Source organism: Eubacteriales bacterium mix99 (genome assembly GCA_038396605.1).
In the GTDB taxonomy this organism is placed as follows: domain Bacteria; phylum Bacillota; class Clostridia; order Caldicoprobacterales; family DTU083; genus UBA4874.
This window is the reverse complement of sequence record CP121690.1, coordinates 2,830,314-2,842,990: the sequence shown is the minus strand read 5'-3', so window position 1 is coordinate 2,842,990 and position 12,677 is coordinate 2,830,314. Positions and strand designations below refer to the sequence as shown.

The following is a 12,677-nucleotide window of genomic DNA, read 5'->3' as shown; positions in this document are numbered from 1 at the left end:
ATATAATACAGTAAAATCCAATGAAAACCGATGACGGAGAAAGTACCCGGGGGAAAGCAGCAGAGAGGGAATGCCAAGGCTGAAAGCATTCCCGGTGGGAAGCCGGGGAAGGACACTTCGGAGGGGATCTGCTGAAACGGTATTAGGCAGATTCGCAGGAAAGCGTTATTTTCCATGAAGTGGGAGATGCATGGGCAGGCATTTCCAACAAGGGTGGTACCACGGGTTGATCTCTCGTCCCTTTTCGGGATGAAGGGATTTTTTTATACCCAATTCCGTTTCCGGCGGGGATGATGAAGAACAATGAATAAGCAATGGATAAATTAGCCTGCATAAATTTATGAGGAGGAATCAGTATGTTGGTAAAAGCGCCGAAAGGTACGAAGGACATCCTGCCGCAGGAGTCTTATCAATGGCATTATGTGGAGGACAGGATCCGCCGCATTTCCGAATCGTTTGGATATCGGGAGATCCGCACCCCGGTATTTGAACATACTGAACTGTTTCAGCGGGGAGTGGGGGACACAACGGATATTGTACAGAAGGAAATGTATACCTTTGAAGACAAGAGCGGAAGAAGCATCAGTCTGAAGCCGGAGGGAACGGCAGGGGCCGTTCGGGCCTATATCGGGCATAAACTGTATGCCGGACCCCAGCCGGTGAAAATGTATTATATCAATCCCTTTTATCGCTATGAGAATCCTCAGGCAGGACGATTAAGGGAATTTCATCAGTTTGGCGTGGAAGCTTTCGGGGCGCCGCAGGCCTCTGTGGATGCGGAGATCATTACCCTGGCTATGGCCTTGTTCCGGGATCTGGGCGTAAGGGATCTGACGGTAAAGCTGAACAGCATCGGTTGTCCGAAATGCCGGCCGGCCTATCAGGAAGCGCTGAAAAGCTATCTGGGCGGACATTTGGATGAATTGTGCGATGACTGCAGGGAAAGGTATGAAAAAAATCCTCTGCGCATCCTGGACTGCAAGAACAAGGGCTGCCGCAAGATCCTGGAAGGAGTCCCCCATATGCTGGACTATCTTTGTGAGGAATGCAGGGATCATTTTGAAGAGATGCAGGGTTATCTGAAGGCGGCAGGGCTGGACTATGAAATCGATCCGATGATTGTACGGGGGCTCGACTATTATACCAAAACGGTGTTTGAAATTGTTTCGGATGCCATCGGCGCCCAGGGAACGATCTGCGGAGGCGGACGGTATGACGGCCTGGTACAGGAATGCGGAGGCCCGCAGGTACCGGGCATCGGGTTCGGGCTCGGTTTGGAACGGCTGCTGCTGGTTCTGAAGAGTCAGGGGGTTGCAATCCCTCAGCCGGGAATCTGCGATATTTTCTTTGCCACCATTGGGAAAGGCGCAAGGAAAAAAGCCTTTGAACTGGTTACCCGGATGCGGCAAAATGGAATCGCATCCGACATGGATCATGTTGGCCGGAGTCTCAAATCCCAGTTCAAATATGCCAATAAGCTGGGAGTGCGTTATGTTGGTACTCTGGGCGATGAGGAACTGGAAGCAGAAGAAGTGACCCTGAAGAACATGGAAACAGGAACGGAAGAAAAGGTCCCTTTTGATCGGATCGGAGATGCTGTCCGGCCCTTCCTTCCGGACAGGGGACAGATCAGTCGTCCGGGCCTGCAGGACGTTATACGGAAAAGATAATAGGAAAAATCCGCTGAAAAGGCAGCAGGAATGAGGAGGAAGCAAAATGAACAAACAACGGACGGATGGGTTGAAAAGAACCCATATGTGCGGTATGATAAACAAAGATCATATCGGTGAAAAAGTAACCCTCATGGGTTGGGTACAGCGCAGACGGGACCTGGGGCATTTGATTTTTATTTATCTGCGGGACCGGACGGGTTTTATCCAGATTGTATTCAACGGGAAGAAAAGCGGAGAGACATTGGATAAAGCGCAGCAGATCCGCAGCGAATATGTTGTGGCAGTTTCCGGTACCGTGGTAAAGAGGGAAGAGTCGGCCATCAATCCCCAATACCCCAACGGGGATGTGGAAGTGGGTGCGGAAGAGTGCAGGATCCTCTCTTCTGCGAAGACGCCTCCCTTTTACATTGAAGACGGTCTGGATGCATCGGAGACGCTGCGTCTGCAGTACCGGTATCTGGACTTAAGGCGTCCTGAAATGCAGAAGAATCTGATTCTGCGGCATAAAGTCACCAAATGGGTTCGTGACTTTATGGACAGGGAAGGCTTTCTGGAGATTGAGACCCCTATGCTGACGAAAAGCACACCGGAAGGGGCCAGGGACTATCTGGTCCCCAGCCGGGTTCATCCGGGCGCATTCTATGCTCTGCCCCAGTCTCCCCAGTTATTCAAACAGCTGTTGATGCTGGCGGGATTTGACCGCTATTTTCAGATTGCCCGCTGCTTCCGGGATGAGGACCTGAGGGCAGACCGGCAGCCGGAGTTTACGCAGATTGATATCGAGATGTCTTTTGTGGAAGTGAACGATGTGATTTCCCTGAATGAACAGCTGCTGGCGGACCTGTTCCAAAAAGCGCTGGGCGTGAAGCTGTCCCTTCCGCTGCCCAGGCTGACCTGGAAGGAAGCAATGGAACGGTACGGCTCCGATAAACCCGATACCCGTTTTGGAATGGAGCTTCAGGATGTCAGTGATCTGGTCAGGGACTGCGGGTTTCAGGTATTCGTCAATGCGGTCCGCAAGGGAGGCAGTGTGCGTGCCATCAATGCCAAAGGCTGCTGCCGCAAATTTTCCAGAAAAAAGCTGGATGCCCTGAGCGAATCCGTGAAAACATATAAGGCAAAGGGCCTGGCCTGGATTCAGGTGACGGAAACAGGGATTAAGTCCTCCTTGTCGAAATTCTTTTCGGAGGAGCAGATGGGCGCCCTGCTGAAGCGGCTGGATGCGAAAGCGGGGGATTTGCTGCTGTTTGTGGCGGACAGGGACGAGATTGTCTTTGCCGCTCTGGGATACCTTCGTCTGGAGCTGGCCGAAAAGCTCGGATTGCTGGATGATCAGGAGAAAAGCCTGCTCTGGATCACGGAGTTTCCCCTTCTGGAATACAGTGAGGAAGAGCATCGTTATGTTGCGGAGCATCATCCCTTTACCTGCCCCATGGATGAGGACATCCCTCTCCTGGAGGAGCATCCGGAACGGGTACGGGCCAAGGCCTATGATATTGTGTTGAATGGTGTTGAAATGGGCGGCGGCAGCATCCGTATTCACGATACAAAGCTTCAGGAAAAAATGCTGGAAATTCTGGGCTTTACCCGGGAACAGGCATGGGAGCGCTTTGGATTCCTGCTGGAGGCCTTTCAGTATGGAACGCCGCCCCATGGAGGCATTGCATACGGGCTGGACCGGATGATCATGCTGCTGACAGGCTGCGATTCCATCCGGGATGTCATAGCCTTCCCCAAGGTGCAGAATGCATCGGATCTTATGACGGAAGCACCGTCCCGGGTGGATGACGCCCAGCTGAAGGAGCTTCATATCAAGCTGGATGAACGGAATGAACATCCGGACGAACAACCGGACGGACTTTAAAAACGAGGTGCACGGCAACGATGGTTGGCGCCGGACAGCAGTGGTCGAATGATGGTTGTTTGGGAAGGGAAATCAGAGGGTAAATATAAATAGGTGTGAAGGGGATGGACGGATGCCGGATGCATTTTCCAGATCCGAAATGTTGATTGGAACAGAGGCGCTGGAGAAACTGAAAGAAAGCAAAGTGGCCATATTCGGCATAGGAGGTGTGGGATCCTTTGCTGTGGAAGCTCTGGCAAGAACGGGAGTCGGGTCTTTTGTACTGACAGACAGCGATCGGGTGGAGAAGAGCAATATCAACCGTCAGCTGCATGCAACCTGCAGGACAATCGGCAGGCTCAAGGTGGAGGTCATGAAGGAGAGGATCCTGAGCATCAATCCCGAAGCAAAGGTCCGGACCCAACCGGTTTTCTACAGGAAGGAGAACAGGGCGGAGCTTTTACAGGGTGATGTTGATTATGTCGTTGATGCGGTGGATACGGTAACTGCCAAAATCGATCTGGTGGTCTGCTGCGGGGAAATGGGTATCCCCATTGTATCCTGTATGGGAGCCGGCAATAAAATGGATCCCACCCGGTTTCAGATCGGCGATGTATATGCGACTTCGGTGGATCCCCTGGCGAAGGTCATGCGGCGCGAACTGAGAAAAAGAGGGATCCGGCACCTGAAGGTGGTATACTCCACCGAGCCGCCGCTTTCCCTGAAGCCCTCCCTGACGGAGCAGGATACAGATCAGACCATGGAATCCGGGGAGAGCCGGCCCGGCACCCGTCCCAGGGCAGTTCCGGGAAGTATTTCCTTTGTTCCGTCGGTTGCCGGTATGATTCTTGGAGGGGAAGTCATCAGGGATCTGATTGGCTGGAAGGATAATCCGCAGGGGGATCGGAGAGGATAGACATGAATGAGCAGGGAGAAATCGTGGCATTGCAGGACAGGAATGCATTGATTATGGTACACAGAAGTGATATGTGCGGAAAATGCGGCGCCTGTGAAATGGGAGAGCAGGCCGGAGAAATGTTTCTGACCATTCCAAACCGGCTGCACGGCGAAGTGGGTGATTTTGTGCAGTTGGAGCTGGCATCCGGTCAGGTTTTAAAAGCCTCTGCCATTGCATATTTGTTTCCCCTTTGTGCCTTGGTTCTGGGAGTCCTGGCAGGCATTTTTCTTGGTCACAGGTACGATCTGGATGTGGAACTAACTGCCTCCATACTGGGCCTGGTGTTTGCCGGAATATCATTTCTGGTGATCCGGGGAATGGAGCCGCATTTTAAAAGATTGCAGCACTTTTCACCGCAAATGGTGCGCATCACGAGAGGCTCAAAAATGGGTAATCAGCCCAAAGTATCTGAAAAAGGAGACGAGGGTAGTGGCAAGTGAAAAAATCGTGAATCTGACGGAAAAAAGCTTCAAGGATGAGGTGGAGCAGTCCACCATACCGGTATTGGTTGATTTCTGGGCATCCTGGTGTGGTCCCTGCCGAATGATCGCACCTATCGTGGATCAGTTGGCAGAGGAGTTTGATGGAAAAATAAAGGTGGCAAAGCTGAATGTGGATGAGAACAGTGAGCTGGCGTCCCGGTATCAGGTAATGAGCATCCCGACCCTTCTGCTGTTCCGGAACGGAAAGGTCGTCAATCAGATGGTTGGTGCGAGACCAAAGGGCGAGCTGGTAAAAATACTTCAAAGCAATATTTGAGATGTCCGGTTTGTCCCGGCAATTTGCTTCCCTTTATATAATCAAAAGCGCTTGTGCCGTGTAGAGCAAATGTACAATTGGGTACTTTATAAGCCGGCTGATCAACCGGCTTTTTCTTTTTTTCAAAAAATTAGAAAAATATGTAAGGAGTTTGGCCATGATTGATTTAAAGGAAATTGCAAATGTGGATCCGGAAGTGGCTGCAGCGATGAAGCAGGAATGGGAACGCCAGAGGAATCATCTGGAGCTTATCGCGTCGGAGAATTATGTCAGCCCGGCTGTTATGGCAGCAATGGGATCCCATCTGACGAACAAGTATGCGGAAGGGTATCCGGGAAAGAGATATTACGGCGGATGCGAATTTGTGGATATTGTGGAGGAGCTGGCAAGGGAAAGGGCAAAGGCGATTTTTGGAGCGGATCATGCCAATGTACAGCCCCATTCCGGCGCACAGGCCAATACTGCGGTTTATTTTGCCATGCTTCAGCCCGGAGACACCATTATGGGAATGAGTCTGGATCAGGGCGGTCATCTGACTCATGGCAGCCCGGTCAATATATCCGGCAAATATTTTCATTCCGTTTTCTATGGAGTGGATCCGGACACCGGCCGGATCGACTACGATCAGGTGCTTGCCCAGGCGAGGAAGCACAGGCCCCGTATAATCATTGCCGGAGCCAGCGCTTATCCCAGGACGATCGATTTCCGGAAGTTCCGTGAAATTGCAGATGAAGTCGGCGCGCTGCTGATGGTAGATATGGCCCATATCGCAGGTCTGGTGGCGGCAGGACTGCATCCCAGTCCGGTGCCTTATGCGGATTTTGTTACCACAACTACCCACAAAACCCTGCGGGGCCCAAGGGGCGGTATGATACTTTGCCGGAAAGAATATGCAAAGGCCATTGACAAGGCCATTTTCCCCGGCACACAGGGAGGCCCACTAATGCATGTGATAGCTGCCAAGGCAGTATGTTTCAAAGAAGCCATGGAGCCATCCTTCCGGGAATACCAGGGGCAGATCATCCGGAATGCAGTGGCACTGGCTCAGGCTCTGACAGAAGGAGGATTTCACCTGGTATCCGGCGGGACGGATAACCATCTGATACTGGTGGATCTGAGGGATCATGGCATTACCGGGAAGGATGCGGAAAAGCTTCTTGATAAAGTGCGGATCACCGTCAACAAGAACACCATTCCCAATGATCCGCAGAGCCCCTTCGTTACCAGCGGCATTCGGCTGGGCACCCCTGCCGTAACCACAAGGGGAATGAAGGAAGAGGATATGAAGCAGATTGCCGCAGCGATCCGTCTGACGATCGGCGACTTTGATCAAAACAGGGATAAGGTACAGTCCATTGTGGGGGAACTGTGTGATGAACATCCGATTTATTCGGAAGACATAAAATAGAATGCATTCATAAAGGGATTTACCTGGGAAAAGGCCTTCGGGCCTTTTCTTTTGAAATGGAATACTTATCTGGCTGGAAGGATGGAGGAGGAAAGAAGCATGGAACAACGAATGCCGCTGGCTGCCAGAATGCGGCCGGTTACTCTGGAGGAATTTGTCGGGCAGCAGCAAATTATCGGCAAAAACAAGCTGCTGTATCGTGCCATTAAGGGCGACCGCCTGTCTTCTGTGATTTTTTACGGCCCTCCCGGTACCGGAAAAACCACACTGGCTAAAATTATCTCTCAGGAAACAAAATATAAATTCATACAGCTCAATGCGGTTACGGCGGGAGTAAGGGAAATACGGGAAGCAGCATCGGAGGCAGGAAATGCCCTGCTGAACCCAAAGGGGAAAATCATTCTGTTCTTTGATGAAATTCACCGGCTGAACAAGGGACAGCAGGATGTATTGCTGCCCTATGTGGAGGACGGCAGCATCATATTGATTGGAGCAACAACGGAGAATCCATACTTTGAAGTAAACAAAGCCCTGTTGTCCCGTTCCACCATTTTCCGGTTTGAACCGCTTCGCGATGCCGACATCAGGGTGTTGATGGAGAGGACTTTGAAGGACAAGGAAAAAGGCCTGGGAAATACTTCTGTAAAAATCGATTCCGATGCCATGGATCATATTGCCATGTTGAGTGACGGCGATGCCAGAGTGGCATTGAACGCTTTGGAACTGGCCGTTTTAACCACGGAGCCGGACCCGGACGGAGTGATTTCTATTGATTTGAAGACGGCCGGGGAATGCATACAGCAAAAGACTTTGAAGTATGATAAGAACGGGGACAACCATTATGACATCATCAGTGCATTTATCAAAAGCATGCGAAACTATATGGAACCGGATGCGGTGCTGTATTGGCTTGCGCGTATGATCGCATCCGGAGAAAAGCCGGAGTTCATTGCGAGAAGAATCATCATCTGTGCGGCAGAGGATGTGGGCCTGGCCAGTCCCGCTGCCCTTCAGGTGGCAGTGGCGGCATCCCAGGCAGTGGAGCGGATCGGATGGCCGGAAAGCAGGATTGTCCTGGCGGAAGCGGCATTGATGGTTGCCTGCTCTCCCAAGTCCAATTCCTGCTGCGTCGGGATTGACAGGGCACTGAAGGATGTCCGGAATCAAAGGTCCGGGCAGGTTCCTGTCAATCTGCGGGATTCCCATTACAGGGGAGCAAGGGAACTTGGCCATGGGGCAGGATATAAATATTCCCATGATTATCCCATGGGCCGGGCCATACAGCAATATATGCCGGAGGAATTCCAGGGGAAAAAATACTATTTTCCCAGGGAGGCCGGCAATGAAGCCAGGATCCGGCAGCGCCTGGATCAAATTCTCGGCGATCTGGAAGAAAGGGACAAGGCCCGGGGAAAATAGTGATCTCCGGGTATAGCGGAAAGGAGTTCAAAAGATAAGATGGATGACAGAGTTTATTTGGATCACGCATCCACTACTTTTACCAGGCCGGAGGTCCTGGAGGAGATGCTTCCTTATTTCACAAAAATATATGGCAATCCTTCCAGCGTTCACAGTTTTGGCCGGGAGGCCAAAAAAGGTCTGGATCTTGCAAGGGAACGGACAGCCAGGGCCCTGAATGCCGATTTCGGCGAAATCTACTTTACAGCCGGCGGCAGCGAATCGGACAACTGGGCACTTCGGGGAGCTGCACTGGCCAATCGAAAAAAAGGCAATCACATCATCACAACTTCCGTGGAACACCATGCTGTTCTGCGTACCTGTGAAGATCTGCAGCGGAACGGCTTTGACGTCACTTATCTTCCAGTGGACAGGGAAGGGCTGGTCACTCCGGAGCAGGTTCGGGATGCCATTACCGAGCGGACGATTCTCATCAGCGTGATGACGGCAAACAATGAGATCGGAACGATCCAGCCAATCCGGGAGATCGGAGCGATTGCCAGGGAAAAAGGGATTCTCTTTCATACCGATGCGGTGCAGGCAATCGGCAGCGTTCCCATTGATGTAAAGGGCATGAAGATTGATATGCTTTCCCTGTCCGCACATAAATTCTATGGACCAAAGGGAGTGGGAGCCCTTTATATCCGAAAGGGCGCAAAGGTCCGGCAGCTCATCAGCGGAGGCCCGCAGGAAAGGGACCACAGGGCAGGTACGGAAAACCTTCCGGGTATTGTTGGTCTGGGAAAGGCAATGGAAACAGCCACTCGGGATATTCCGGGGCATAATGCCCGATTGTCTGCCATGAGGGACCGAATGATACAGCAAATCCTGACTACTGTGGATTATACCCGCCTGAACGGGCATCCGACCAAAAGACTCCCCGGCAATGTCAATATCGGATTCGGATTTACAGAAGGGGAATCCCTTCTGCTTCGTCTGGACCAAAAAGGCATTGCGGCATCCAGCGGTTCCGCCTGTTCCAGCGGTTCCCTGAACCCTTCCCATGTACTTCTGGCGATTGGACTGCCTGAGGAAATTGCCAGGGGCTCCCTTCGTTTGACGCTGGGAGACGAGAATACGGAGGAAGAAATGGATTATGTACTGGATGTACTTCCCCGGATTGTACAGAGTCTCAGGGAAACCTCCCCTCTTTTCCTTCAGGAAAGAAAAGGTGCGAAGCACATATAAATCCGATCAATTCGTTTTCGTTCCATGTATTCCTTTGGAAGACAGGGAGAAAATAAAGGGAAGAAAAGCAAGGATGAGGGACGGGAAATGGAAAAGAAACGAAGCAGCACCATGATCAAGCGCCAATCCATCATTGGCATGCCGGTGATAGAAGGCAGAACGGGCAAAAGGCTGGGAATGGTCCGGGATGTGTATACAAGCGGGCAAAACGCCAGGCTGGAAGGGTTTTATGTAACGAATGGGGGGTGGGGCAAAAAGTTTATCGGAATTCCTTTTATGGATGCCACCATCGGATACGACATGATCCTCACGGAAGGGGAGTTTCCGGGAAACAACAGATTTCCGGAAGACAGTGGTGGATTGAAAGATTTTTTGAACAAAGAGGTTCTGCGGGAGGACGGAAAGCAACTGGGTCAAATCAGCGACATTCTGCTGGATCCGCTGACCGGGAAAGTTGAAGCCCTGGAATTGTCGGAAAGCATCTTCGGGGATCTGGTATCCGGAAGACGGATTCTGCCCTGGCAGCCCTTTGAGCATCCGGAAGGCGATATGCTTGTGATTACTTTGGAACAGGCAGACAGCATACTTCCCTGTGACAAGGGAATAAAAAACATTTTTTTCAACAAACTATAGCTATGAAAGGGGAGTGTTGTTTCTATGAAAAATCACAATATGAAAAGCTTTGTGGCAGGCAGTTTGATTGGTATCGTGACAGGCAGGCTCTTTATGCCTCCGGCTGATTCGAAGACCAGAAGAAAGATTCTGAACAAGGGATTGGACATGGCAGATGATATTTCCCGGAAGGTATCCGATTTGAAACGGAAATGACGGAAAAGCAAGGGAAGGGACTTCTGTTTGTCCCTTTTTTCTTTTCAAAGGATGAAACCTCATGAGACCAACCAGAAAGCAGGCAGGCATATGTCTGGCCATTCTGATTTCAGCTGCAGTAATATGGTTCATAACCGCAAAATGGGATAAGTTCGCCGGCCTTTTCCGGTTATTGATCACCGGAGTCATTGCAGCATATCTTTTTACCCCTCTGTGTAATATTCTGGAACGTAAGGTATCCAGGGTATGGGCAATTGCAGGCATTGTGCTGACTCTGGCAGCACTTCTGATTGTGATTGCCCTGTTTTTCCTGCCCAGGATGGCAAATGAAGTCATGGAGCTTGTGGAACGGTTTCCGGCACTGATGGCGTCGGTTCGGGATGCTTTGAACAACATTCAGGAGAGCATGGAAAGAATGGGCATTCCGGACGGAGTACAGAGCTCCCTGAACGAATATCTGCTCACCTTTCAGAAAAAGGCAATGCACTATATTGCAGGCTTTCTGGATCGTTCCATCGTCGGGGTATCGTCTCTGCCCTCCCTCTTCATGGGATTTGTCGCCGGGCTCTATTTCCTGAAGGACCGGGAATACTTTGCCGGAAAGCTGACCCATCTCATTCCGGTTCATTCCAGGAGAACGGTAATGATGGTGGCATCGCAGATCAATCATATCCTGCACTGTTTTATCCGCGGGGAAGCGTCCACTGCCGTAGTGGTCGGCATTCTGGCAACCATAGCCTATCTGATCATAGGACTTCCCTATGCTTTTTTCCTCGGATTCCTGGCAGCGTTGTTTGAAGTCATCCCCTATTTCGGCCCATGGATAGGAGCCGCTCCGGCCGTTGTCCTGGCCTTTCTCGCAGGACCGGACAAATGTCTCTGGACGATTTTTGCTGCCGTCCTGATTCAACAGCTGGAAAACATTCTGATCTCCCCCAGAATCATGGGCAGCGTGGTAAACCTGCATCCTGTGGCTGTTATTTTGTCCCTGTGGGTGGGAGGACAGTTTTTCGGCATTGCCGGAATGTTTTTTGCTGTACCGGTTGTCCTGATTCTCCGGGTCATCCTCAAGTATATCTATCTGGGTATTGTTGCACCTCAATAGGAACGAAAAGTACAAAAAAATCAAAAAGTGACAAAATTTTTGAAGCACGGTTCGGATTTCTTGCCATGTTCTGTTTCTCATGATAAAATGTTGAGAAGGAATGCATGCGCTTTCGGATAAACGGATGCACAGCAAAAAGAAGGAAGCAGGATATGACGACAAAACATGATCAGATCATTCAATATATCATGGATCTGGAAATAGGGTCTGCCATTTCCGTCCGAAAGGTTGCGCGGAAGCTGGGAGTCAGCGAAGGTACGGCATATCGTGCTATAAAGGATGCGGAAGGCAGAGATTATGTCAAAACCTTCCCCCGGGCAGGTACCATCCGTGTGGAGAGAGCGGAAAAGCGCAATATTGAACGGCTGACATTTGCAGAGGTAGCTGCCATGGTGGACGGAACGATTCTCGGAGGCTTTCATGGATTGAGCAGGACGCTGGCCAGATTTGTCATCGGCGCCATGACCCCGGATGCCATGGTGAAATATCTTTCCTCCGGCAGTCTGCTGATTGTGGGCAACCGGGAGGAAGCGTTCCGTCTTGCCCTGGAGCATGACTGCGCCGTTCTGATTACCGGTGGATTCCGCTGCGGGGATGAGATACGTGATCTGGCGGACCGCAAAGGTCTGCCTGTCATATCTTCCACTTATGATACCTTTACGGTGGCTTCCATGATCAACAGGGCCATCTCCGAGCGTATGATCAAAAAGGAAATTCTGCTGGTCGAGGATATCATGATTTCAAAACCGCTGTATCTTCATGGAAAGGATCCCATCGGTAACTGGAGAAAGCTGCAGAAGAAATCCGGACACAGCCGTTTTCCGGTTGTAAACGAATCCGCTCATGTGGTGGGCGTTCTTACCTCAAAGGATATTCCGGAGGTGCCGGATGGACTGGTTCAGGACTATATGTCCTGCCATCCCATTACGGTAACCAGGCAGACGACGGTTGCCTACGCCGCCCATATCATGATCTGGGAGGGCATTGAACTGCTGCCGGTGACGGAAGACGGCAGGCTGATCGGGGTTATCAGTCAGTTGGATGTGATCCGGGCCATGCAATATATGAAGAACCAGCCCCAGGTGGGAGAGACCCTGGAGGATTCCATCCTTGCCAATTTCAACAGCAAGCGTCTGAACAGGAAGACGCGTTTCTCCGGCAGGGTTACGCCCATTCTGCTCAGTCATATGGGAACGGCCAGCTGGAACGCGATGACCATGTTGATGTCCACGGTGGGAACCCTGACGCTGAAGAGTTTCCGGAAGTCCGATATTGCTGTGGATACCTTTACGGTCTATTTTATCCGTCCGGTCCAGATGGAAGATATGCTGGACATCGATGTGGAGCCGGTGGAAGAGGGGAGAAGCTGGAACAAGGCGGAAATCAACGTATATCATGAGAAGGCACTGATTGCCAGGGGAATGCTTGCCGTCAAGGAAATGAAGAAATGACCATGG

12 protein-coding genes and 1 other annotated feature are annotated in these 12,677 nt (G+C 51.2%); all 12 genes read left to right on the top strand.

What is annotated here, in order from left to right:
* Positions 1-21: 21 nt before the first annotated feature.
* Positions 22-245: a binding site (T-box leader), on the top strand.
* A gap of 111 nt (positions 246-356) precedes the next feature.
* The 12 genes from hisS to QBE55_12690 all read left to right on the top strand — a co-directional run bounded on the left by hisS (position 357) and on the right by QBE55_12690 (position 12,671).
* Positions 357-1,670, top strand: a complete 1,314-nt coding sequence (gene hisS, locus QBE55_12745; GenBank protein WZL78366.1) for a histidine--tRNA ligase — start codon at positions 357-359, stop codon at positions 1,668-1,670.
* Positions 1,671-1,716: 46 nt separating this feature from the next.
* Positions 1,717-3,537 (top strand): aspartate--tRNA ligase, encoded by a 1,821-nt coding sequence (gene aspS / locus QBE55_12740; GenBank protein ID WZL78365.1) that lies wholly within the window; start codon positions 1,717-1,719, stop codon positions 3,535-3,537.
* Between the two features lie 112 nt (positions 3,538-3,649).
* The gene (locus QBE55_12735; protein WZL78364.1) at positions 3,650-4,432 is read left to right on the top strand and encodes a tRNA threonylcarbamoyladenosine dehydratase; all 783 of its coding nucleotides are present in this window, start codon (positions 3,650-3,652) and stop codon (positions 4,430-4,432) included.
* Positions 4,433-4,434: 2 nt separating this feature from the next.
* Entirely contained in the window at positions 4,435-4,914 is a 480-nt protein-coding gene (locus QBE55_12730; GenBank protein ID WZL78363.1) for a SoxR reducing system RseC family protein, read from the top strand.
* Complete coding sequence (gene trxA / locus QBE55_12725; protein WZL78362.1) at positions 4,904-5,233, top strand: thioredoxin; 330 nt, start codon at positions 4,904-4,906, stop codon at positions 5,231-5,233. Before QBE55_12730 ends, trxA begins: the two co-directional genes overlap by 11 nt.
* A 157-nt stretch (positions 5,234-5,390) precedes the next feature.
* A complete protein-coding gene (gene glyA / locus QBE55_12720) occupies positions 5,391-6,641 on the top strand; it encodes a serine hydroxymethyltransferase (GenBank protein WZL78361.1) in 1,251 nt (416 codons plus the stop codon).
* A 99-nt stretch (positions 6,642-6,740) separates the two neighbouring features.
* A complete protein-coding gene (locus QBE55_12715; protein WZL78360.1) occupies positions 6,741-8,060 on the top strand; it encodes a replication-associated recombination protein A in 1,320 nt (439 codons plus the stop codon).
* Between the two features lie 39 nt (positions 8,061-8,099).
* On the top strand, positions 8,100-9,287 hold the full coding sequence (nifS, locus tag QBE55_12710; protein ID WZL78359.1) for a cysteine desulfurase NifS: 1,188 nt from the start codon (positions 8,100-8,102) through the stop codon (positions 9,285-9,287).
* A gap of 87 nt (positions 9,288-9,374) precedes the next feature.
* Positions 9,375-9,920: a PRC-barrel domain-containing protein gene (locus tag QBE55_12705; protein ID WZL78358.1), complete on the top strand. Its 546-nt coding sequence runs from the start codon at positions 9,375-9,377 to the stop codon at positions 9,918-9,920.
* Between the two features lie 24 nt (positions 9,921-9,944).
* A complete protein-coding gene (locus tag QBE55_12700; protein WZL78357.1) occupies positions 9,945-10,115 on the top strand; it encodes a YtxH domain-containing protein in 171 nt (56 codons plus the stop codon).
* Positions 10,116-10,176: 61 nt separating this feature from the next.
* Positions 10,177-11,220: an AI-2E family transporter gene (locus QBE55_12695; GenBank protein ID WZL78356.1), complete on the top strand. Its 1,044-nt coding sequence runs from the start codon at positions 10,177-10,179 to the stop codon at positions 11,218-11,220.
* Positions 11,221-11,372: 152 nt separating this feature from the next.
* Positions 11,373-12,671 carry a DRTGG domain-containing protein gene (locus QBE55_12690; GenBank protein ID WZL78355.1) on the top strand — a complete coding sequence of 433 codons (1,299 nt, stop codon included), beginning with the start codon at positions 11,373-11,375 and terminating at the stop codon, positions 12,669-12,671.
* Positions 12,672-12,677: the final 6 nt, after the last annotated feature.

What these genes read in the sequence shown, in the direction of transcription:
- hisS (WZL78366.1), top strand. Translation starts at nt 357, where the DNA reads ATGTTGGTAAAAGCGCCGAAAGGTACGAAGGACATCCTGCCGCAGGAG.
- aspS (WZL78365.1), top strand. Translation starts at nt 1,717, where the DNA reads ATGAACAAACAACGGACGGATGGGTTGAAAAGAACCCATATGTGCGGT.
- QBE55_12735 (WZL78364.1), top strand. Translation starts at nt 3,650, where the DNA reads ATGCCGGATGCATTTTCCAGATCCGAAATGTTGATTGGAACAGAGGCG.
- QBE55_12730 (WZL78363.1), top strand. Translation starts at nt 4,435, where the DNA reads ATGAATGAGCAGGGAGAAATCGTGGCATTGCAGGACAGGAATGCATTG.
- glyA (WZL78361.1), top strand. Translation starts at nt 5,391, where the DNA reads ATGATTGATTTAAAGGAAATTGCAAATGTGGATCCGGAAGTGGCTGCA.
- QBE55_12715 (WZL78360.1), top strand. Translation starts at nt 6,741, where the DNA reads ATGGAACAACGAATGCCGCTGGCTGCCAGAATGCGGCCGGTTACTCTG.
- nifS (WZL78359.1), top strand. Translation starts at nt 8,100, where the DNA reads ATGGATGACAGAGTTTATTTGGATCACGCATCCACTACTTTTACCAGG.
- QBE55_12705 (WZL78358.1), top strand. Translation starts at nt 9,375, where the DNA reads ATGGAAAAGAAACGAAGCAGCACCATGATCAAGCGCCAATCCATCATT.
- QBE55_12700 (WZL78357.1), top strand. Translation starts at nt 9,945, where the DNA reads ATGAAAAATCACAATATGAAAAGCTTTGTGGCAGGCAGTTTGATTGGT.
- QBE55_12695 (WZL78356.1), top strand. Translation starts at nt 10,177, where the DNA reads ATGAGACCAACCAGAAAGCAGGCAGGCATATGTCTGGCCATTCTGATT.
- QBE55_12690 (WZL78355.1), top strand. Translation starts at nt 11,373, where the DNA reads ATGACGACAAAACATGATCAGATCATTCAATATATCATGGATCTGGAA.